This is a genomic window from Rhodocaloribacter sp. (genome assembly GCF_056451265.1).
Genome location: NZ_JBWOPL010000065.1, coordinates 50,325 through 71,618 on the forward strand (window position 1 = coordinate 50,325; position 21,294 = coordinate 71,618).

Here is a 21,294-nt window from a genome sequence, read left to right on the forward strand (position 1 = left end):
AGGACGGGTCATTGCGCCCGTTCCGCCTGCATCGGCACGCCGCCGAGGGTGAACGTCACGCGCCGCGCCACGCCGTCGTCGCCGAGGTCGAAGTCGAGCGTGCCGGCGGTGTGTTTGAGGGTGAAGCGGGTCTCCGAGAGCGGGATCATCTCCAGCCATAGCGGGCCGAAGAAATGCGCCCGGAGCCGGTCGTCTTCGCGGCGGATCTCCCACGAGCCGTAACGCCCGGCGTACCGCTCGAGCACTTCGGGCGCGAGCGTGAGGCCCTCCGGGTAGGCGTCCGGGGGCGGGGCAGGCAACGTCTCCGGCAGTTCGCGCAACCAGATGTTGCGGAAGCGCACCGGGTCGCCGTGATCCTGAAGGACGAGCGGGAGCCGGTCGGCATGCGGGCGATAGGGGAGGTGCTGAAGCCACAGCGGCACGCCCCACAGCTCGACGGCGTCCTGCACGAGGATGCCGTTGTGGATCACCGTCACGCGGGCGGGCGCCAGGAGTTGCCCGGCCGCTCCGAAGCGGGGGCGCCGAAAGACGATGTCGTACGTGTTCCACGCGCCGGGCGGCCGCATCGCGTTGGCCAGCGGCGGGTGCTGCCCGTAAAGCGCCGCCGCCTGCCCGTCGGGATAGGTGTCGTTCTCGTACGAGTCGAGGACCTGCACCTCATAGAGGCCCATGAGGAAGACGCCGCTGTTGCCGCGCCCCTGCCCGTCCCCCTCGACGACGGACGGCGCGGCCCATTCGACGTGAAGCTGAACGTCGCCGAAGGTCTGCTTCGTTCGGATGTCTCCCGTGCCGGGGGCGACCTCGAAATACCCGTCGCCGACCTTCCACGGGGCGGGTTTGCCGCTGTGGCGGGCCACCTCCATGTAGTCGTTGCCGAGGGTCCACGCGCCGGGACCGCCGACGTGCGCCTCCCACGCCGAGAGGTCCGTGCCGTCGAAAAGCACGACGGCGTCGGGAGGCGGCGGGACGGGGAGCGTCTGCGGGGCGGGCGTCACCACGGGCGGGCGCGGGCGGTTCATGTCATGCTGTTTCCATCCGCGCTGGGCGAGGGTCGGGCGGGTCATGAGGACGAAGAGACTGAGGGTGAAGAGGAAGATGAGGGGGCGAGACATGGGTTCGGCGATCATGGGGGAAGAAGCGGCGTGCGCGGTGGTTTATCCCACTCGCTGGTACGTGCCGACGAGTTCGGCGCGTTCGAGGACGTGGCCCGCCATCGCAGCTTCGAGGGCGGCTTTGGTCGGCGTGCCGAGGTCGGGGAGGACGCCGTCGAGCGCGTACAGCTTGAAGAAATACCGGTGGCGTCCGATGGGCGGGCACGGGCCGCCGTAGCCGGGGCGTTTCCAGTCGTTCAGCCCTTCGCGCGCGCCGGGCGGGAGGTCGCGGGCCGACGCCCCTTCGGGGAGACCGTCGGCGTCGGGCGGGAGGTTGTAGACGACCCAGTGCACCCACGTCATGCGGGGGGCGCGCGGGTCCGGGGCGTCGGGGTCGTCTACGATGAGGGCGAGGCTCGCGGCGGCTTCGGGCACGCCCGACCACCGGAGCGGAGGCGCGAGGTCGTCGCCGTCGCACGTGTGGCGGGGCGGGATCGGCCCGCCGTTCGGGAAGGCGGGCGAAGAAAGGGTCAGCGGCATGGTTGCTTTCGAAAAACGAAGGGAGGACGGGCACGGAAGTGATACGAAATTCACCCGTCAGGCACAAGGGCCGGAGCACTCGGCCGTCGCTGTTTTTTTTCGAAAGCAGGTTCGTCGGACCCGGGCCGAAACGCCGCTCAGATGTACCGGGTGAGTTGATGCGCGTACAGGTAGTCGACGACGTTCTTGACCTGCTGGGTGCTTTCTCGGTTGCACACGAGGACCGCGTCTTCGGTGTCGATGACGACGGCGTCGTGGATGCCCACGAGCACGATGAGACGGTCGTCGCTCTGCACGAGGCAGCGGCTCGAATCGTGCACGAGGACGTTGCCCTGAAGGCCGTTGCCGTGCGCGTCTTTCTCGCTCAGATCGTAGACCGCGCGCCAGTCGCCGACGTCGCTCCAGCCGAACGAACCGGGCACGACGTAGACCTTGTCGGCGCGCTCCATCACGCCCACGTCGATGGAGACGCGGGGACTGTTCCGAAAGGCATCGGCCACCGCTTCATGCTCGTTCTCGCTTCCAAGCGCTTCGGCGACGGGCGCGAAGGCCGCGTGGGCTTTGGGCAAATGGCACGCCATCTGATCGAGAATCGACTCGGCGCGCCAGATGAACATGCCGCTGTTCCAGAGGAAGTCGCCCGAGTCGAGGAAGCGCTCGGCCGTCTCCTGGTCGGGCTTCTCGGCGAAGGTGCGCACGTGGAGCGCCTTCGAGGATGCGCCGATGTGCTCGGGTGTGCCTTCGAACTGGATGTATCCGTAGCCGGTGGCGGGGTGGGTGGGCGTGATGCCGATGGTGACGAGCGCGCCCGGCTCCTGCGCCGCCTCGATGGCGGTCTCGAGCACCTCATGGAAGGCGCGCACGTCCGTGATGACGTGGTCGGCCGGAAGCACGATCATCACGGCGTCGGGGTCGAGGGCCTGCAAACGCACCGCCGCATAGGCGATGCACGGCGCCGTGTTCCGGCTGATCGGCTCGGCCAGGATGTTCTCCTCGGGCACGGCGGGAAGCTGTGCTTTCGTCTGCTCCACGTACCGCTCGTGCGTCACCACGAAGCACCGTTCCGGCGGCACCAGCCCCTGCAGCCGGGCGACGGTGTTCTGGATCAGCGTCGCCTCGCCGAAGACGTTGAGGAACTGCTTGGGCTGTTCGCGGCGGCTCTTCGGCCAGAACCGGCTGCCGATGCCGCCGGCCATAATCACTGCGTAGGTTGCCATGTCGGTTGGGTTCGGGTTGATCGGATGCAGGGGCAAGGGGGATTCCCGGGCGGCGTATCCGTATTTTGAGGCCCGGTGCGGGAAACTAAGTGCCCGGAGAGCCTTCACAAAACGACGCCGTCACACCCGCGTATTTTGAACAGGGACCTCACGGGGCCGTCGGCTCCCGAGCACCGTACCCCGGCGGGACCGGACCGGTTTCCGCCCGCCCGAAGATCAAGACGTTTCCTTCCCTCCCGACGACATGCCGGACGACACACGCCTTCATCTCGCCTATTTCGGAAACGGGCGGAGCTATCACGTGCACAAGTGGCTCCCCGCGCTTGCCGAGCAGGGGCTGCGGGTGTCGCTCTTCACGTTTCACCCGCCCGACATGCCGCTCGAAGGCGTCGAGGTCGGCGTGCTCCGCCCCGCGTTTCATGCGTCGGCGGAACGGATGACGTGGATCGACTTTGCGGCTTCGGCGCGCCCGCTCCGCAGGCTCCTCGGCGAACGCGGGGTGGACGTGCTCATGCCCTCGTATGCGACGAGCTACGGATGGATGGGCCTCCGCTCGGGCTTCGACCCCATCATTGTGAACACGTGGACGTACGACGTGTCGGTGTACCCCTTCGAGGGGGTTCGGCGCTTCCTTTTTCGCCCGATCGTCGGGCGCGTGCTTCGTCGGGCGCGGGCGGTGCTCACCGACGGCGGCGCGCTCGCCGGGTTCGTCCGCACGCAGTATCGCCTGCCGCCCGAGAAGGTGGTCCCGGCGCTGTGGGGCATCCGCCTCGCCGACCATCCGTTCACGCCCGAGCTTCGCGCCGAGGCCCGCGCGGCGCGCGGCATCCCGCCGGAAGCGCCCGTAGTCATCAGCGCGCGCGGCATCTCGGACTGGTACGCGCCCACGCAGGTGCTCCCGGCCCTCCGCCGCCTGCTCGACGCCCGCCCCGACGCGCACGTGATCGTGCTCACGCTCGAACACGAACGCTCCGCCGAAACGCAGGCCCTCCTCGACGCCCTTGCCGCCCACCCCCGCGCTCACGTCGTCGATCGCTTCCTCACGAAGCCCGAGATGTGCGCCGCGTGGGCCGCCTCCGACGTGCTCGTCTCCGTTCCTCCGCACGACGGCATCTCCGTCGGCATCCTCGAGGGTATGTACGCCGGCGCCATCCCGGTGGTGAGCGACATCCCGAGCAATCGATCCTTTCTCGACCCGGACCGCGCCTTCTTCGTCCCCACCGACGACGCGGAGGCGCTGCGCGAGACGCTCCTGTGCGTGCTGGCCGACCTGCCGGCGCTCAAGGCCGGGGTCGCGACGCGGAACAGGGCGTGGGTTCGGGAGCACGCGTCCGTCGAGAGCACGGCGCGGCAGGTGGCGGCGCTGGTGCGCCGGGTGGCGGCGGAGGGGGGAGGCCTTCGCAGGGCATAGTGCGTTTTTGCCGACCCGTCACTTCTCAAGGGTGACGTTCACGGTAGCCGGTCTACCCCTCCGTCGCTTCGCGCCCCCTCCCCTTCGCACGGGGAGGGACTGGTCCCGCTCGAATGTATCAAGCTCTTCCCTCTGTCAGGGGGAAGTACCCCGAAGGGGGGAAGGGGGTATTTTTCGTTCCGAGCGTGGCTCTGTACTACCCCTCCGTCGCTTCGCGCCACCTCTCCTTCGCTTCGCGCCACCTCTCCTTCGCTTCGCGCCACCTCTCCTTCGCACGGGGAGGGGCTTGAGTGGGTTTCTCCGCGTGTGGTTCGTATCTGCCCGACGTGTCGCTTCAGAACGGACCGTCGTTCAATACCCCACGGCGCGGCCGTTCGGAGCGCGGGTGTCGGCGGCGCCGTACCGGATGCCCTCTTCCCAGTCGATGAAGATGCCGTGCGCCCGGCCCTGCATGCCGCGATACCGGATCTTGTGGCCCATCATCTGATAGAGCCGTTTCGTGTCCGGCGAGAAGCCCCACCGCTCAAACGAGGTCACGTCGGGGAGCCACTGATGATGAATGCGCGGCGACTCGACGGCCTCGCCCACGTTCATGCCGTGGTCGATGACGTTGAGCACCACCTGTGTGACGGTGTTGATGATGGTGCGCCCGCCGGGGCTGCCGATGGCGAGCACGGGCCGCCCGTCCCTGGCCACGATGGTCGGAGACATGCTCGAAAGCATCCGCTTTCCCGGAGCCACGAGGTTCGGCGGCGTGCCGATGAGGCCCGTCGTGGTGGTGCGTCCGGGGATGGGGTTGAAGTCGCCCATCTCGTTGTTGAGCAGGAAACCCGCGCCTTCGACCACGATGCGCGAGCCGTAGCTGTATTCGAGCGTGTACGTCATCGAGACGGCGTTGCCCTCGGCGTCGACGACGGAGAGGTGGGTCGTCTCCTCGCTCTCATGGGCGAAGTACGCGCTGTTGAACCGGGAGGAGTCGCTCTCGGAGGCCATGAAAAGGTCGATGGTCTCGCGGAGATCCTCGGCATACGCCTTCGACGTGAGGCGGTCGATGGGCATGTCGGGGTTGAAATGCGGGTCGCCGAGGTGCTCGGCGCGGTCGGCATAGGCGCGGCGCATGGCCTCGGTGAGGAGGTGGAGGTAGAGCGCCGAGTTGTGGCCGATGTCCGCGAGGTCGAAGCCTTCGAGGATGTTGAGCATCTCCACCACGGCCACGCCGCCGGAACTCGGGGGCGCCATGCCGTAGACGTCGTATCCGCGATACGTGCCGTGGATGGGCGCCTGCTCCTCGGCTTCGTACCGGGCCAGGTCCTCCTCGGTGATGAGGCCGCCGTGCTTCCGCATGAACGCGGCGATGAGGCGGGCCGTCTCACCTTTGTAAAAACCGTCCTTGCCGTGATCCCGGATGCGTCGGAGCGTGCGGGCGAGGTCGGGCTGTCGCCAGGTCTCGCCGGGCTCGTACACGTCCCGGCCGTCTTTGAGGAACACCTTTCGCGAAGCGTCGAAGAGCGGGTCGCCTTCGAGCGACTGGAAATACCGCTCGATGCCCTGCATGGACCACGGCATCGGGAAGCCCTCTTCGGCCAGGCGAATGGCGGGCTCGACGAGGTCCTTCCATGGCAGACGGCCCATGCGCTCGTGCGCCAGCCACAGTCCGGCCACCGTGCCCGGCACTCCGACGGCCAGCAGCCCCTCGTGGTTCACCCGGTCGCGGATCTCTCCGTTCTCGTCGAGAAACATTGTCTCCGTGGCGGCGAGCGGGGCTTTCTCGCGGAAGTTGAACGTCGTCACCGTGCCGTCGGCGCCGTGATAGACGAGGAAGCCGCCGCCGCCGATGTTGCCTGCCGAGGGGTGCGTCACGGCGAGCGCGAAGGCCGTCGCCACCGCCGCGTCGATGGCGTTGCCGCCTTTCTTGAGCGCTTCCACGCCGGCTTCGGAGGCGAGGTAGTGGCTGCTGACCACCATGCCGTGCTTCGCCGGAACGGGGATGCGCCCGGCCTGCGCGTGGACGGTGGACGGCGTCCGACCGGCGAAAAGCAGGCCGATCATCAGCAAGAGAAGGGAGAATTTTTGCATCATCGCGCGGGCTTTGGCTCGTGATTCGTATGTTTAACCTGGCTCCGGTGGGGAATCCGGGGCGGGGCAAGGTACGCGCCTCGCGGGATTTTTTCACGCGCGGGTTTTCGAAGGAACGTAACGAACCGTCTCCTCCGGAAATTCTGCAGAGAACCTTTTGAGATGACCTTTACTTTCGTTCCCGGCGAGCGGCCTTTGCTCGTGAGCATGCCGCACGTGGGGCTGTACGTGCCGCCCGAGCTCCGGCGGGGTTTCACCGATGCGGCGCACGCGCTCCCGGACACCGACTGGCACGTGGATCGCCTGTACGACCCGGTGGGCGACCTCGGCGTGGGAGTGCTCGCGGCCACGCATAGCCGCTACGTCATCGACCTCAACCGCCCGCCCGACGACGCGCCGCTCTATGCCGGGGCCACCACGGGACTGTGCCCGACGACGCTCTTCGACGGCGCGCCGATCTATCGTCCCGGCGCCGAGCCGGACGCCGATGAGCAGAGGCGCCGGCGCGAACGGTATTGGCGTCCGTACCATGAGCAGATCGCCGACGAGCTCGCGCGGCTGAAGGCCCGACACGGCTACGCCCTCCTCCTCGACGCGCACTCGATCCGTTCCGTCGTGCCGCGCCTCTTCGACGGGAGGTTGCCGGACCTGAACCTCGGGACGAACGATGGGGCGAGCGCCGACACCGGGCTCGCGCGCCGCGTGGAAGCGGTGTGTGCGGGGGCGGAAGGCTTTTCGAGCGTGCGCGACGGGCGGTTTCGGGGCGGATACATCACGCGGCACTATGGCGCCCCGGCGGCGGGCGTCCACGCCCTTCAGCTCGAGTTGGCGCAGCACACCTACATGGAAGAAGACGCACCGTTCGCCTATCGCGCCGACCGCGCGGCGAAGCTCCGGCCCGTGCTCCGCGCGGTCGTCGAGACGATGCTCGGATGGGGCGCGGAGCACGCCGGACGTGCGGCCTGAAACGAGGGGGAGAAACGAGATGCGATTGCGAGAACTACATTGCCCGGTGGCGCTCCTGCCGGAGGGCTGGGCCGAGAACGTGGTCGTCAAGTTCGACGAGCAGGGGTGGATCCGGTCGGTCCGCACGGGGGTGGAGGCGTGGGGCGGGGCGCAGGCGAGCGGGCCGGTGCTTCCCGGCATGCCGAACGTCCATTCCCATGCCTTTCAGCGCGCCATCGCCGGGCGCACGCAGCGCGTCGGGCCGGGCGAGGATGACTTCTGGACGTGGCGACGGGCGATGTACGCCTTCGCCGGGCGCATGACGCCCGAGGCCGTCGAGGCGACGGCGGCCCAGCTCTATGTGGACCTGCTCAAGAACGGCTACACCGCCGTCGGCGAGTTCCATTATCTCCACCATCAGCCCGACGGGACGCCGTACGACGATCCCGCGGAACTCTCGCATCGGATCGTCTCGGCGGCGCGGGAGGCGGGCATCGGCCTGACGCATCTGCCGGTGCTCTATGCCTACGGCGGCTTCGGCGGCGCGCCTCCGTCGGAAGGGCAGCGCCGTTTCCTCAACGACGTGGACGGGATCGGTCGCATCCTCGCCGCCGTCGCGAAAGACGCCAGCGGCGATGCGCAGCTCCGCGTCGGCCTCGCGCCGCACTCGCTCCGCGCCGTCACCCCCGAGATGCTCCGCGACGCCCTCGCCGTGCTCGACGCCCTCGACCCTTCGGCCCCCGTGCACATCCACGTGGCCGAACAGGCGCAGGAGGTGGCGGACTGCCTCGCGTGGAGCGGCAAGCGGCCCGTGGCCTGGCTCCTCGACGCGATGCCCGTCTCCGAACGGTGGTGCCTCATCCATGCCACCCATCTGACGCCCGGAGAGACGACGGCGCTCGCCGCCTCGGGCGCGGTGGCCGGACTCTGCCCCACCACCGAAGCCGACCTCGGCGACGGAATCTTTCCCGCGCCCGCTTTCCTCCGTCAGGCCGGGCGCTTCGGCATCGGCTCGGACAGCCACACGCGCATCTCGCCCTCGGACGAGCTTCGGATGCTTGAATACGGGCAGCGCCTCACGCGGCAGCGACGGAACGTGCTCCGGCGCGAGGGCTTCGCATCGATCGGCCTCGGGCTGTATGCGGCGGCGCTCGAAGGGGGCGCGCAGGCCCTCGGACGCCCGCTCGGACGCATCGCCCCGGGGCGTCGCGCCGACCTCGTCGTGCTCGACGCCGATCACCCGCTCCTCTACGGCAAGAGGGGCGACGACGTCGTGGACACCTTCGTCTTCTCCGGCGGCTCCGACCTCGTGCGCGACGTGATCGTCGGCGGGCGGCGCGTCATCCGCGACGGGCGCCATGAGCGCGAGGACGCCATCGCCGCGCAGCTCCGACGCGCCGTCGAGGCATGGGGGCGCGAGACGTAAGGGCGAAAAAGCCCGTATCCCCGCTGTCATATAAAAACCGGCGGCGGGCGACCAAACGTGGGAATGGATGAGAGGACCGGCGGATGGATCGGGACGACGTTCGGGCAGCGCTGAAACGGCATCACCGGGAATGCTTCGGGTGGGCGCTGGCCTGCTGCGCCCAGGATCCCGATGCGGCGGCGGACGCGCTTCAGACGGCGTACCTCAAGGTGCTCGAAGGTCGGGCGCGCTTCGACGGGCGCTCCACCTTTCGGACGTGGCTCTTCGCCGTGATCCGAAACACGGCGGCCGATGCCCGGCGGCGGAAGCGGCTCCGGAACCTCGGGATGCTCCGGTATGCCGAGGAGGCCGAACGCCCCGCGCACGCCCCGCCGGAAGACGAGCGCCTCGACCGCGTGCGCATGCAGGCGGACTTCCGGGCCCTGCTCGCCCGTCTGCCCCGTCGCCAGCGTGAGGCGCTCCACCTGGTCTTTTATCATGACCTGACCATCCGGGAGGCCGCCGTCGTGATGGGCGTCAGCCTCGGCTCGGCCCGCACCCACTACGAACGCGGCAAGCGACGACTTCGGCAATGGCTAACCACGGACGACGATGAAACGGGAAGACGATCGGCTGAAACAACGCTTTCTTGAACTGAGAAGGGCAGATGAGCGGCTCGCGCCTTCGTTCGAGAGCCAGCTCGCCCTGACCCGGGCGCGGTGCCGGGTGACCCCGCTCCGGCGCGTGCGGCGCTTCGCTGCGGCCGCCGTGCTCGTGATCGCCGTCGGTGTGGCGGCGGCGCTGTGGCCGAGGGCCTCCGAGACGCCCTCGCTCATCGAATGGCGCTCGCCCACGGACGGGCTGCTCGCCCCGCCGCCGTCCGTGCCCGCGCCGTCGTTCGAGCCCGTCGCGGTGGTTGATCTCGCCGCATGGCACTCGCCCACGGATTTTCTCCTGCCGGAACCCCTTCGCCGGATGGAAGGACCGGTGCGGCGCACGAGGCCGTTCAGACGCTTTTTTTAAACACCACGAGGAAAGACCAATCAGAGGAGAATATCATGAAGCGGATCGCATGGATGCTCGGGCTTCTTGTGAGCATGGGAAGCGCAACGGCGTGGGCACAGCAGCCGACCGATGGCGGCGGCCCCCTGGAAAGATTCTTTTTTATGCCGGAATTCGTGATGCGGAATCAGGCACACATCGACCTGACGGAGGCGCAGCGGGCCACGATCAAGAAAGAGGCCGTGGCGGCGCAGACCCGCTTCATCGCTTTACAATGGGATCTGGAAGAAGCCATGCAACGCATGAAGTCTCTCGTCGAACAGGAACACATCGACGAAGCCGCCGCGCTCGAAGAACTCGACCGCATCCTCGATCTCGAGCGGGAGGTCAAGCGCACCCAGCTCATCCTCGGCATTCGCATCCGCAACGCTCTGACGCCGGAACAACGCCGCACGCTCTTTCGCCTCCGACGCGCGAAGCGAGACGGCGCGGCGCGGGATAACTGAGGGGAGGGCTTCTGCGCCGAGAGGCAGGCTTCCCGCCGCGCCCCCGGGTCATCCCGTGAAGTAGAGCCACACCGCCGCCACGCACACGATGAGGAGGATCGAGAGCCACAGGTCCTTGCGACGCCAGGCGGGATCCGAGGGCGGGAGCTGCGGCGAGCCTTTCGGGGGCGTCGGGGTGGCGAAGGTGAGGCCGGCGAGCTGTTCGTCCGATGGCGGCTCCGAGGCGAGGCTGACGAGCACGAGCACCGCCGTACAGAGGACGAACAGCAGGATCGCCATGTGGAGGAAGTTCACCTCGGCGATCCACGCCCCGAGGCTGCCGTCGGCGAGGCCCGTCTTTTCCGGGCCGTTCATCAACTCGAGCACGAGGCGAAGCGTCCCGAGAATGAAACCCGCGATGAGAGAAGCGATGGCTCCCTTCGCATTGACGCGCCGCCAGAAGATGCCGACGAGGAAAACCGCCGCGATCGGCGGCGAGATGTACGCCTGCACGCTCTGAAGATAGGTGTAAATCTGTCCGGAGATGTTCTTCATGAACGGGATCCAGGCGAAGCCGAAGAGCACGAGCACGATGGTCGAGAGCTGCCCGACCCACACGAGTTGCCGTTCCGTTGCGGTGGGGTGGAGCTTCTTGTAGATGTCCCACGTGATGAGCGTCGAGCACGAGTTGAACACCGACGAGAGCGACGACATGAGCGCCGCCAGCAGGCCCGCCACCACCAGCCCGCGCAATCCCACCGGCAGGAGCGCGCCCACGAGCGCGGGCAACGCCTGATCCGGCGTGTCCAGGGTCAGTTGTCCCGACTGCGAGAGCGCATAGGCGATCACGCCGGGGATGACGAAGATGAACAGCGGCAGGAGCTTCAGAAATCCGCCGAAGATCGTCCCGCGCCGGGCGTTGTCTTCGTTCGGAGCCGAGAGCACGCGCTGCACGATGAACTGGTCCGTACACCAGTACCACACCCCGAGGATCGGCGCGCCGAAGAGGATGCCGGTCCATGGGAAGTCCGGGTCCGAGAAGGGCTGCCATAGATCGAAATAAGAGCTTCCGACGGACGCCCGGAGCGCCCCCCAGCCGCCGAGCGCATGCAAGCCGACAAAGGTCACGGCTACTGCGCCTCCGACGAGGACGAACATCTGAAGCATGTCCGTATAGAGCACCGCGCGCAGTCCACCGAAGACGGTGTAGATGCCCGTGGCCCCTACCACGATCAGCGCGCCCCACCAGAAGGGGATGCCCATCAGCGTCTCGAAGACGATCCCCCCGGCGGCAATCGTGACGGAGATCTTCGTCAGCACGTAGCCGACGATGGAGATGACGGCCAGATACCACCGCGCCCCCGACGAGTACCGCCGTTCGAGGAACTCGGGCATCGTGAAGACGCCGCTTTTCAGGTAGAACGGCACGAAGACCCAGCCGAGGACGAGCAGGATGAGCGAGGCCAGGATCTCGAACTGCCCGACGGCCACGCCGCTGGCTGCGCCCGTGCCCGCCAGCCCCACGAGGTGTTCCGACCCGATGTTCGAGGCGAAAAGCGATGCGCCGATGATGAACCACCCCACGTTACGGCCCGCCAGAAAGTAACCTGTCGGCGTCTCCCGCGTCTTCTCGCGGATCGTCGCGGCGATGGCTACGCCGAAAACCAGGGCAAAGTACAGGCCGATCAGCAGCCAGTCAAAAGTGGCGAGTTGTCCCACGAGGCCGTCTCCGTTTAGGGTTTGGTGAAATCGTTTTCAGACGGAAGCGCCTCATGATCCCCCATGTCGCGGACTTTTGCAAGGCCATGCTTCCTTTTCACCCGGGCCGTTCGCCTTCAGCCGGATGTTTCGCCGTCGTCCGGGGTGCGCTTCGGCGGGTTCCATCGGCGCAGGGTTTCATAATACGCCGTCCAGTGCTCCACCACGTCCGCTTCGGAGACGGGGCGCGCATAGGCCGGAGAGGTCAGCGGCTCGGCCTCCTCGACCTGCACCCGCACGATGGCCTGGATCAGATGCGAGGCCTCGAAAAAGCCCCGGTCCGTATAGACGGCCACGCCCTCTTCGAAGACCGGCCCCTCGGTGTGGACGGTCCCGGTACCCTTGAACCGATAGCCCTTTCGGAGGAAGGGGTCCACCACGTTGATCTCGATCCCCGGGTGATGCGCGAGGTTGCGGAGCGTGCCGGCGGAGCGGATGCACGCAAAGACGAGGTGGTCGTCCCCCCACGCCTTGACGGTGCCGAGGGGTCGGACGTTCGGCGTGCCGTCGGCGCATACGGTGGCGACGTAGGCGAGCCGCTGGGCGTTCACCACGCGCTTCATGTCGTCGGTCAGGATGCTCATGGGCAAAGCGGGGAAGAGGGGCGACTGGGAAAGAGGTTGAAGGAACGGACCGAAAGGCTGCGGCGTTTCGGCGCGGACGTGGCGGCGATAGCGACGGTGCACCGGAAACGCCCGCCGCCCACTTTTCGACCGAACCCGAGCGAGCCATGAAGGTACGACGAGACGAGGCAAAGAGGCGAATCGCGGTTTACTTCGCGCTGATGCTGGGACTGGCGGCGGGATGCGCCGCGCCGGAAGCGCCCGCCCCGCCCCGCGAGCAGGCCTCCGCCCCGGCGACGCTCGCGTTCACCGACGTCACCGAGACGGCCGGGCTGGGCGATTTTCGCCACGTCAACGGCGCGCGCGGCGACGTCTGGTTCCCCGAGACGATGGGCTCCGGCGGCGGCTTCCTCGACTACGACGGCGACGGCCGGCAGGACGTGATCCTCGTAGGCGGCGGCGCGTGGGACGCCCGGGCCGACCGCGACGTGCGCAAGCTCTGGCTCTATCGAAACACGGGCGCGGGCGCGTTCACCCGCGTCCCGGACGCATCCTTCCCGCGACGCCTCGACGGGTACGGGATGGGCGTCGCCGCGGCCGACTATGACAACGACGGCGACGAGGACCTCTTCTTCACCACGCTCGGCCCGAACCACCTCCTCCGAAACGACGACGGCGTCTTCACCGACGTCACGCGCGAGGCCGGCCTCGGCGGAACCGAACAGTGGAGCACCGCCGCCCTCTTTTTCGACGCCGACCGCGACGGCCACCTCGACCTCTTCGTCGGGAACTACGTGCAATGGACCCCGGAGACGGACGTCTTTTGCTCGCAGGACGGCGAGAACAAGGGCTATTGCACCCCGGACCTCTACGAGGGCGTCCCGGGCCGTTTCTATCACAACCGGGGCGACGGCACGTTCGAAGACCGGACCGAGGCGGCGGGCTTCGTCGCCTCCTCCGGCAAAACGCTCGGCGCTTCGGAACTCGACTTCAACCACGACGGGTGGCCCGACCTCGTCGTCTCCAACGATACGGAGCCGGATCTGCTCTATGAGAACCGGGGCGACGGCACGTTTGCGGAGGTCGGCGTGCGCAGCGGCATCGCCTTCGACGAACGGGGACGCGCGCGCGCCGGCATGGGCGTCGACGTCGGCGTCGTGGACGATTCGGGCGAGGAGACGATCTTTGTGGGCAACTTCTCGAATGAGATGATCGCCGTCTACCGGCATCTGGGCAACGGCGCTTTCCTCGACCGCGCCGCCGCCTCGAAGATCGGACGCCCGAGCCTGCTCACGCTCACCTTCGGCGTCTTCCTCTTCGACGTGGACCTCGACGGCGACCTCGACCTCTTCGCCGCCAACGGGCACGTGCAGCCCCACATCGAACGGGTGAAGGACAACGTCCGGTTTCGGGAGCCGCCGCACCTCTTTCTCAACGACGGCCGCGGTGTGTTCACCGACGTCGCGTCCGAGGTCGGCGGCGTCCTCGCCCGGCCGATGGTGGCGCGCGCCGCCGCCTATGCCGACATCGACGGCGACGGCGACCTCGACGTGCTCGTCACCGAGAACGCCGGTCCGGCGCATCTGTGGCGCAACGACCTTGCCGGCGGTCGCCGCTTCCTCCGCGTGGACGTCGAGGGACGGGCGAGCAACCGCGACGGCCTCGGCGCGCGCCTCGAGCTCTTCGCCGGCGGGCGGCGGCAGGTGCGCCGCGTGCGCACGGGCGGCGGCTTCCTCGCGACGTTCGAGAAACCCGTCACGTTCGGTCTCGGCGACGCGCTGCGGGCCGACTCGCTCGTCATTCGCTGGCCCTCGGGGCGCGTCGAACGCTTCGGCGGCTTCGAGGCCGGTCTGACGCTTCGCCTCGTCGAGGGGGGCGGCGAAGCGTCCGCGCCCTGACGCCGCCGCTCCGCACGCTCACGCCTGCGCCGTCTCGAACTCCGGCGTGAGCGCCTGGTACAGCACCGGCACGACGACGAGCGTGAGCACCGTCGAGACGAGCAGCCCGCCGATGATGGCCCACCCGAGCGGCGACCACATGGTGCTGCCCCGAAGCGTGAGCGGGAGCAGCCCGCCGATGGTCGTCAGCGTCGTCAGGATGATGGGCGTGAAGCGCGTCTCGCCCGCCGTACGCACGGCGTCGAGCACCGAGCGCCCTTCCTCACGGCGAAGGTGGTTCGCGTAATCGACCAGGATGATCGAGTTGTTCACCACGATGCCGACGAGGCTCGTCAGCCCGATGAAGGCGGTGAAGGAGAAGGTATAGCCCGTCAGCAGGAGCGCGAGCACCGCGCCGGTGATGGCGAAGGGGATCGCGGCGAAGATGATCAGCGGTTGCGAGAACGAGCGGAACTGGAGCACGAGCACGCCGAAGATGCCGAGCAACGCCGCCAGGAGCGCCTGCCCCATGCCGCCGAAGGATTCCTCCCGGCTCTCGTATTCCCCTCCGACGACGTACCGGTAGCCCGGCGGCCACGCCATCGCGTCGAGCTGCTCGATGACGCGCTCGGTCACCTCCGCCACGTTCGCGCCCTCCCGCACGTCGGCGGTGACCGAGGCCACGCGCGCCAGGTTGCGATGCTCGATCTGCGTCGGTCCCGCCTCGAAGGCGAGCCGCGCCACCTGCCGGAGCGGCGCCCGCGCCCCCGTCATCGAGGCGACGGAGATCTTGTCGAAGTCTTCCACGGTCGGATGCCCCTCGACGGGCAGGCGCACCACGATGTCGTAATCTTCTCCCTCCCGGTCCCGGAAATTCGCCACGGGGAGCCCCGCCATGCTCGCCCGCACCGTTCGGTCGATCTCGACGAGCGGGATGGCGAGCAGGCCGGCCTTGTCCCGGTTGATGGCCACCTTCAGGTCCGTCTTCCGGCGGCCCGACGGGTTGTCGAGGTCGGTGACGCCGGGCGTCTCGTCGAGGATCGTCTCCACCTCGTCGGCGAGGCGGCGAAGCACCTCGAGCTCGTCCCCGACGACGATGATCTCGATGGGCGCGGTCACGGGCGGCCCCTGGTTGAACTCCTTGACCTCGATCTCCGCGCCCGGGTAGCCGTCGAGCCGTTCCCGAAGCTCGCTCACGAACGCCGTCATCGCTCCGGCGTCTTCGAGGTCGGTGTCCACGAGGAGTTGCGCGTGCGTCGGCGTTTCGTTCTTGGGGAAGTTGTTATAATAGACCCTCGGGTTGCCGCGTCCGACGTTCGTCGCATAGCCCGTCACGGCCTCTTGCCCGGCCACCACGCGCTCGACGTATCGCGCCACGGCGTCGGTCTTGTCGAGGCTCGCCCCCTCGGGCAGGTCGACGTTGATGAGGAACTGGGGCTTTTCGGCCTTCGGGAAGAGGCTCACGCCCACGAGCGGAAAGAGCGCCATGCTCCCGGCAAAGACCGCCACCGCCGTCGCGAGCACGAGCTTCGGGCGGGCGAGCGTGTACCGGAGCGTCCGCCGGTACGGCCCGGCGACGAGGCGGTCGAGGAGGCGCTGAAGGATCGGCGGGCGGCGTTCGGGGGCGGTCTCCCGGGATTTTTTCCCCCGAAAGAGCCGGCGGAAGAACGCGCGCGCCCGTCCGTTGCCGACCTTCGCCCGGAGGAAACGACTGGCGAGGAACGGGGTGAGCGTGAGGGAGACGAACAGGGAAGCCGTCAGCGTGAAGATCACCGTCACGGGCATCGAGCGGATGAAGTCGCCGACCCCGGTGTGGAGGAGCACCATCGGGAGGAAGGCCAGGAGCGTGGTCACGGTGGCGCTGACGATGGCCCAGCCGACCTGCGTCGTGCCCCGGATGGCTGCGCGCCGCCCGTCGTCGCCGGCTTTGATGAAGCGGTCCACGTTCTCGGTCACCACGATGGCGTTGTCGACGAGGAGGCCGAGGGCGATGACGAGGCCCACGATGGACATCTGCTGAAGGCCGTATCCGGAGAAATCCAGCCATCCGAGCGCCACGAAGATGGAGACGGGCACGGTGAGCATGACGATCACGGAAGCGCGCGCCCCGAGGGCGAAGAGGATCACGAGGCCGACGAGGAGCACGCCTTGCATGAGGCTCGTGAAGAAGCCGCTCACCCGCCGGGACACGCTCTTCGACTGGTCGAAGACGGTCTCGAGCGCGAGGCCGTCGGGGAGCCGTCGGGCGAAGGCGTCGGCGGTCTCGAAGAGGGCGTCGCGCACGTCGAAGATGTTCGTGCCTTCGCGCTGGATGGCCGTCACGAAGACGGCGCGTCGGCCGTTGTGACGCGCCCGGTGCGTCTCGTCGGCATAGCCGTAGCCCACCTCGGCCACGTCTTCGAGATAGACGATCCGGTCCTTCCGCGCGACGACGACGGTGCGACGGATGTCCTCGATCGACTCGAAGTCGCCGGAGGTGCGGATGTTGAAACGCCGCTCGCCCGCGTCGAAGTTGCCCCCGGGGATGTTCGCGCTTCCGGCGCGGATGGCGTCGGCGACCTGCCCGAGGCTGAGGCCGAGCTCCCGCATGCGTTCGAGGTTCACCGAGACGCGCACCTCCTCTTCGGGATAGGCCCACGTCTCGACGCGCTTGACGCCGGGCACGCGCTCCATGAGCGTCTCCAGCCGCTCCGCCTGCCGCCTGAGCCGACCGTACGAGGCCGTCTCGGAGGTGAGCGCGAGCTGGAGGATGTTCACGTTCGTCGGCGACTGCTTCTCGACCTTGAGGCTCGCCAGGTTCTCGGGCAAATCTCCGCGCGCGTCGGCCACCGCCTCGATCACGTCGCTGTGCGCCTCGTCCGGATCGGTCCCGTTGAGAAATTCGACGAAGATGGTCGCCACGCCGTCCCGGATCGTCGTCTCGATCTTTTTGAGGTCTTCGAGTTCATTGATCGCCTCTTCGAGCGGATCGACGACGAGCTGTTCCATGTCGTCCGGATTCGCGCCGGGAAAGACCGCCACGACGAGCGCCGAGGGAAAGTCGAATTGCGGATCTTCGGAGCGCGGCATCGTGAAGAAGCTCACTACGCCCATGAGGGTCAGCAGGAGCACCATCACCAGCGTAAACTGGTGTTGCTCGATGGCCAGCCGGGGAAGTTTCATGTCGGTAAGGCGGTTGGGGTGGGATGAAGCAGGCTTGTCTTTCGGCGTGCCGTCAGGCGGCTCCGTCACCGGGGGGCGATGACCCGGACGACGTCGCCGTCGTTGAGATAGGCCGCCCCTTCGGTGATCACGGCGGCCACGCGCTCGAGACCTTCGCGCACGGCCAGGGTGTCGCCGAGGAGGCGGGCGATGCGCACGGACTGCCTTCGCACACGGTTCGTCGCGTCGTCGAAGGCGTAGACCAGTCCGTGCTCTCCGTCCGCCTCGACGAGCGCCTCGACGGGGATGAGCGCGAACGTCTCGCCGGTGGAAGGAAAGAGATCCATGTGGGCGATGAAGCCGGATTTGAGCCGTTGCTCCGGATCCTCGACCGTCACCTCCACCTCGAACGTGCCGCTCATCGGATCGGAGGCCTCGGCGATCTCGGAGACGCGCCCGGTGAAGACCCGGTCGGGAAAAGCGTCGAAGCGGAGGGCGGCCCGGTCGCCGAGATGGAGGCGCACCACGTCGCGGTCGGCGAGGCCTGCGCGCACCACCCAGTCCCTCGTCCCTCCGACGATGAGCACCGTCTGCCCCGGCGTGACGAGTTCGCCGGTCTCGGCGAGGCGGCGAAGCACGCGTCCCTCGGCCGCCGCGCGGATCTCCGAGTGCCGCCGATTGAAACGGGCGATCTCGAGGGCGGAGGCCGCCACCTCGAGCGCCGTGCGGGCGTTCTGAAGTTGTTCGAGCGTGGCGACGCTGTCGCGGAAGAGGGCCTCCATGCGGGCGGCGTCGCGCCCGGCTTTGTCGAACGCGCTCCGGGCCTGTCGCACCTGCGCCTCGATCTCCGAGAGGTCGAGGCGGGCAAGGAGCCGGCCGGCGCGCACCCGGTCGCCCTCATCGACGAAGAAGCGGTCGATCAGCCCGCTCGTTTTGAAGGAGAGCCGCGTCTCGGCTTTCGGGGCGAGGCGTCCGCTCGTGCGGATCGGGAGCGCGCGGGTTTCCCGGCTCACGGGGGCCGTGCGCACCGGAACGGGCGCGGAGACGGGAGCCTCCTGCGCGTTCGAGCGGCATCCGGCGAGGAGGACGAGCGCGAGCGCGGGCGCGAAGAGAGCCATGCGGAAAGGTCGGGTCTTCATGACGGTATCTCAGGATAGGAGAGCATTCGGGACGGTTCAAAGCGGGTAGAGCGCCGCCACTCGTTCGAGGACGGCGTGGCGGATGAGGAGGTCGAAGCGCGTCAGGGCGAGGTTGAGCTCGGCGTTGGTCAGCGCCGTGCGCGCATCGATGAAGTCGACTTGCGAGGCCATCCCTTCCTCGAAACGCCGCCGGGTGAGGCGGAAGGACTGCCGGGCGCTCCGGAGACGGCGTTCGGCGGTTTCGATGGAGCGTCGGGCCACGGACAGGTTGTCGGCAGCCTGCTGCACCTGAAGGCGGATCTGGTTGCGAAGGTCGGCCTGCCGCGTTTCGAGCGTCTGACGCCGGAGGCGCGCCTGCGCGATGCGGGCGTTCTTCCGGAAGCCGTCGAAGAGGTTCCAGCTCAGCACGAGCGAGGCGGCGCGGAAATCGGAATCGCCGGAGAAGCCGTAGTCCGTGCCCTGGATGCCGTAGTCGAGCACGAAGGAGACGCCGGGCAGGTAGGCGCTTCGGGCCAGGCCGAGGCTCGCGTCGGCGGCGGCGGCGGCGCGGCTCAGTTGTTCGAGTTCTTCGCGCGTCCGGAGCGCCCGCGCGGTGAGCGCGTCGTGCATGGGGGCGGGAGCGTTCGAGGCGAGAAGCGGGGCCGGCGTCTCCACCAACGGAAGGAGGTCCTCGAGCGTCATGCGTTCGATGGGCGCGTCCAGAGGACGGTTGAGGAGCGTGTTGAAATACGAGGCCGCGAGGTCGCGCCGGGTCTGCGCCTCGGCCAGTCGTTGTTCGACGGCGCTCACCTCGGCCTCGGCGCGATAGACGGCGTCGGGCGTCGCCCGGCCGTGCGTCACCAGCCGCTCGTTCACCCGCAGGTTCTCCCGCACCAGCGCCAGCGTCGCCTCGAAGATCTCGACGACGCGCTCGGCCCGGAGGTAGTCGAAGTAGCCGGTCTTGACGTCGGCCACGAGCTGCCGCCGCGCGGCATTGACGGAGGCGGCCTGCGCTTCGGACAGGCGGGAGCGGATCTTCACGTCGTGCCGGATGGCGGGCTGGAAGACGGGCAGCACGAGGCGCATCTTCGTCTCCTGCTCCTGCGAGCGGAGGAAGGCGATGCGCTGGTTTTCGAGCGTCGGGAAGGCGGCCGCCCGGCCCTGCCCGGCGAGGAGGTCGTTGAGGGCGCCGTACGCCGGGTTGAGCAGGTCGCCGACGGGGAAGTCGATGACGCGCCCGCCGCCGGCGCGGGTGTATCGCGCTTCGATGCCGAGCGAGGGCCAGTATTGCCCGCGAGCCTCCCGGACCCGGGCGCGGCTGACGGCGAGGTCGTACCGGCGCTCTTGAATCGTCAGATTCGCGCGCAAGCCTTCCCGGACGTATGCCTCCAGCGGCGTCTCTTGCGCCGAGGCCAGGGCCGGGACGAGCAACAGGAGGAAGAAGAGGGTTCGTCTCATGATTGACCGTAAAATTAATGTTGACTGGTGGTCAATAAGCGATAAAAAAAACGATCCCTCATCAATCCCCCGAACGAACCCGGAAGGGAAAGCGCGTGATGATGACCGGAAACCACTTATTGACCGTTGGTCATGTCAGGGTGAAAAAAAGACCGCCATGCGGCAGGGCGGTGTCATATTCGTTGACTCGCGGTCAATACGAACGAAAAAACGTGAAGGTTTCGGGATACGGAAAAAAGTGTCAGCGGGGTTCGAGGCCCGCCTTCATCAGGTCGAAAGCCGTGGCTATGAGGTGTTCGACGTCGACCTGATGGCGCACCTGGACCTCTTTGTAACTGATGATGTGAATGAGCCCGTGCGTCTGCGCCCACAGGGTGATGGCCGTTTCGAGGGGGTCGAGTTCGGGGCGGATGGAGCCGTCTTCGATGCCGTTCCGGACGGCCTGCGCCACGAGCCCGATGCAATGGCCGCCTTCTTCGTCGCAGGCTTCGGCATACGTGCCGGGATGGCCGCAGTCGCCCGGCTGGGCCTCGAACCACGACATGATGTTGAAGTAGTCCGGATACTCACGGGCAAACCGCATGTACGCCTGGCCGATGGCCACGACCTGGTCGATGCCCTTTTCGTGCTCCCGAAGCGCTTTCTCGAAGAACTGGCCGAGCACCCGCAGGCCCCGGTGTGCGATGGCGTGGGCCAGGTCCTCTTTGTTTCGGAAGTAAAAGTAGAGGAGCCCTTTGCTCAGCTCGGCGGTCTCGGCCACGGCGTCCATCGTTGCGCGGTCGACGCCTTTCTCGAAAAAGACCTTCTCCGCCGCGTCGAGGATGGTCATGCGACGCTGTTCTTTCTCGCGTAATCTGCGCTCGGCTACACCCATGATAAGACTCGTTTATTTTTTGACTGTTGGTCAATATACAAAAATCGACGCGCAACGGTTTCCCGGAAGCCCCCCGGGTCGGGCGCCGTCGCACGAAAGCGCTGGGTCGAGCGCTTATTCCCGTTTCCACGCCTCCATCTCGTCGATGGCTTTTCGGGCGGCGCGGAGGCGCGCCTCGAGGCGGGCTTTCAGGGCGCGATGCGTCTCGGTGGGCGGGTGAAGCGAGCCTTGCCGTACGCCGCCGCCGTTGAAGACGCTCGCCAGGCGGTAGACCTCGTTGCGGAGCGCGCGGGCGCGGCGGGCGCGCGCCTGTGCGGAGTCGGCGCGGACCTC

At 67.9% G+C, this 21,294-nt stretch carries 18 protein-coding genes; 7 read left to right on the forward strand and 11 right to left on the reverse strand.

Features of this window, described 5'->3' with window-relative positions:
* Positions 1-8 precede the first annotated feature (8 nt).
* The 3 genes from AC1HIY_RS11620 to AC1HIY_RS11630 form a co-directional block, all read right to left on the reverse strand.
* Entirely contained in the window at positions 9-1,112 is a 1,104-nt protein-coding gene (locus tag AC1HIY_RS11620) for a 3-keto-alpha-glucoside-1,2-lyase-like domain-containing protein (protein WP_479576906.1), read from the reverse strand.
* 42 nt (positions 1,113-1,154) lie between these two features.
* A complete protein-coding gene (locus tag AC1HIY_RS11625; protein ID WP_479576907.1) occupies positions 1,155-1,631 on the reverse strand; it encodes a YbhB/YbcL family Raf kinase inhibitor-like protein in 477 nt (158 codons plus the stop codon).
* Positions 1,632-1,768: 137 nt separating this feature from the next.
* Positions 1,769-2,848: a mannose-1-phosphate guanylyltransferase gene (locus AC1HIY_RS11630; protein ID WP_479576908.1), complete on the reverse strand. Its 1,080-nt coding sequence runs from the start codon at positions 2,846-2,848 to the stop codon at positions 1,769-1,771.
* A 244-nt stretch (positions 2,849-3,092) separates the two neighbouring features.
* Here AC1HIY_RS11630 and AC1HIY_RS11635 point away from each other — a divergent pair, with 244 nt between their 5' ends.
* Positions 3,093-4,259 carry a glycosyltransferase family 4 protein gene (locus tag AC1HIY_RS11635; RefSeq protein WP_479576909.1) on the forward strand — a complete coding sequence of 389 codons (1,167 nt, stop codon included), beginning with the start codon at positions 3,093-3,095 and terminating at the stop codon, positions 4,257-4,259.
* A gap of 351 nt (positions 4,260-4,610) precedes the next feature.
* On the opposite strand, the gene ggt is transcribed toward AC1HIY_RS11635, so the two are convergent.
* Positions 4,611-6,335 (reverse strand): gamma-glutamyltransferase, encoded by a 1,725-nt coding sequence (gene ggt, locus AC1HIY_RS11640; protein ID WP_479576910.1) that lies wholly within the window; start codon positions 6,333-6,335, stop codon positions 4,611-4,613.
* A gap of 162 nt (positions 6,336-6,497) precedes the next feature.
* Here ggt and hutG point away from each other — a divergent pair, with 162 nt between their 5' ends.
* From hutG to AC1HIY_RS11665, 5 genes are all read left to right on the forward strand, one after another.
* Positions 6,498-7,301 (forward strand): N-formylglutamate deformylase, encoded by an 804-nt coding sequence (hutG, locus tag AC1HIY_RS11645; RefSeq protein ID WP_479576911.1) that lies wholly within the window; start codon positions 6,498-6,500, stop codon positions 7,299-7,301.
* A 19-nt stretch (positions 7,302-7,320) separates the two neighbouring features.
* Positions 7,321-8,706: a formimidoylglutamate deiminase gene (locus AC1HIY_RS11650; protein WP_479576912.1), complete on the forward strand. Its 1,386-nt coding sequence runs from the start codon at positions 7,321-7,323 to the stop codon at positions 8,704-8,706.
* Positions 8,707-8,789: 83 nt separating this feature from the next.
* On the forward strand, positions 8,790-9,338 hold the full coding sequence (locus AC1HIY_RS11655; protein ID WP_479576913.1) for an RNA polymerase sigma factor: 549 nt from the start codon (positions 8,790-8,792) through the stop codon (positions 9,336-9,338).
* On the forward strand, positions 9,298-9,708 hold the full coding sequence (locus tag AC1HIY_RS11660) for a hypothetical protein (protein ID WP_479576914.1): 411 nt from the start codon (positions 9,298-9,300) through the stop codon (positions 9,706-9,708). Before AC1HIY_RS11655 ends, AC1HIY_RS11660 begins: the two co-directional genes overlap by 41 nt.
* A gap of 35 nt (positions 9,709-9,743) precedes the next feature.
* Positions 9,744-10,193, forward strand: a complete 450-nt coding sequence (locus AC1HIY_RS11665) for a Spy/CpxP family protein refolding chaperone (RefSeq protein ID WP_479576915.1) — start codon at positions 9,744-9,746, stop codon at positions 10,191-10,193.
* Between the two features lie 48 nt (positions 10,194-10,241).
* Here AC1HIY_RS11665 and AC1HIY_RS11670 read toward each other — a convergent pair whose 3' ends face one another.
* Together AC1HIY_RS11670 and AC1HIY_RS11675 are read right to left on the reverse strand one after the other, a co-directional pair.
* On the reverse strand, positions 10,242-11,891 hold the full coding sequence (locus tag AC1HIY_RS11670; protein ID WP_479576916.1) for a sodium:solute symporter: 1,650 nt from the start codon (positions 11,889-11,891) through the stop codon (positions 10,242-10,244).
* A gap of 116 nt (positions 11,892-12,007) precedes the next feature.
* Positions 12,008-12,514 (reverse strand): pyridoxamine 5'-phosphate oxidase family protein, encoded by a 507-nt coding sequence (locus tag AC1HIY_RS11675; RefSeq protein ID WP_479576917.1) that lies wholly within the window; start codon positions 12,512-12,514, stop codon positions 12,008-12,010.
* 146 nt (positions 12,515-12,660) lie between these two features.
* On the opposite strand from AC1HIY_RS11675, the gene AC1HIY_RS11680 reads away from it, so the two are divergent.
* Positions 12,661-14,391 (forward strand): CRTAC1 family protein, encoded by a 1,731-nt coding sequence (locus AC1HIY_RS11680; RefSeq protein WP_479576918.1) that lies wholly within the window; start codon positions 12,661-12,663, stop codon positions 14,389-14,391.
* Positions 14,392-14,409: 18 nt separating this feature from the next.
* Here the strand turns inward: AC1HIY_RS11680 and AC1HIY_RS11685 are convergent, their stop codons facing one another.
* The 5 genes from AC1HIY_RS11685 to AC1HIY_RS11705 form a co-directional block, all read right to left on the reverse strand.
* On the reverse strand, positions 14,410-17,532 hold the full coding sequence (locus tag AC1HIY_RS11685) for an efflux RND transporter permease subunit (RefSeq protein WP_479576919.1): 3,123 nt from the start codon (positions 17,530-17,532) through the stop codon (positions 14,410-14,412).
* 65 nt (positions 17,533-17,597) lie between these two features.
* Positions 17,598-18,650, reverse strand: a complete 1,053-nt coding sequence (locus AC1HIY_RS11690; protein WP_479576920.1) for an efflux RND transporter periplasmic adaptor subunit — start codon at positions 18,648-18,650, stop codon at positions 17,598-17,600.
* Positions 18,651-18,686: 36 nt separating this feature from the next.
* Positions 18,687-20,087, reverse strand: coding sequence for a TolC family protein (locus AC1HIY_RS11695; protein WP_479576921.1), 1,401 nt, complete (start codon positions 20,085-20,087; stop codon positions 18,687-18,689).
* A gap of 241 nt (positions 20,088-20,328) precedes the next feature.
* Positions 20,329-20,916, reverse strand: a complete 588-nt coding sequence (locus AC1HIY_RS11700) for a TetR/AcrR family transcriptional regulator (RefSeq protein ID WP_479576922.1) — start codon at positions 20,914-20,916, stop codon at positions 20,329-20,331.
* Positions 20,917-21,075: 159 nt separating this feature from the next.
* Positions 21,076-21,294 (reverse strand): hypothetical protein (locus tag AC1HIY_RS11705; protein ID WP_479576923.1); only part of this gene is annotated, 219 nt, incomplete at its 5' end.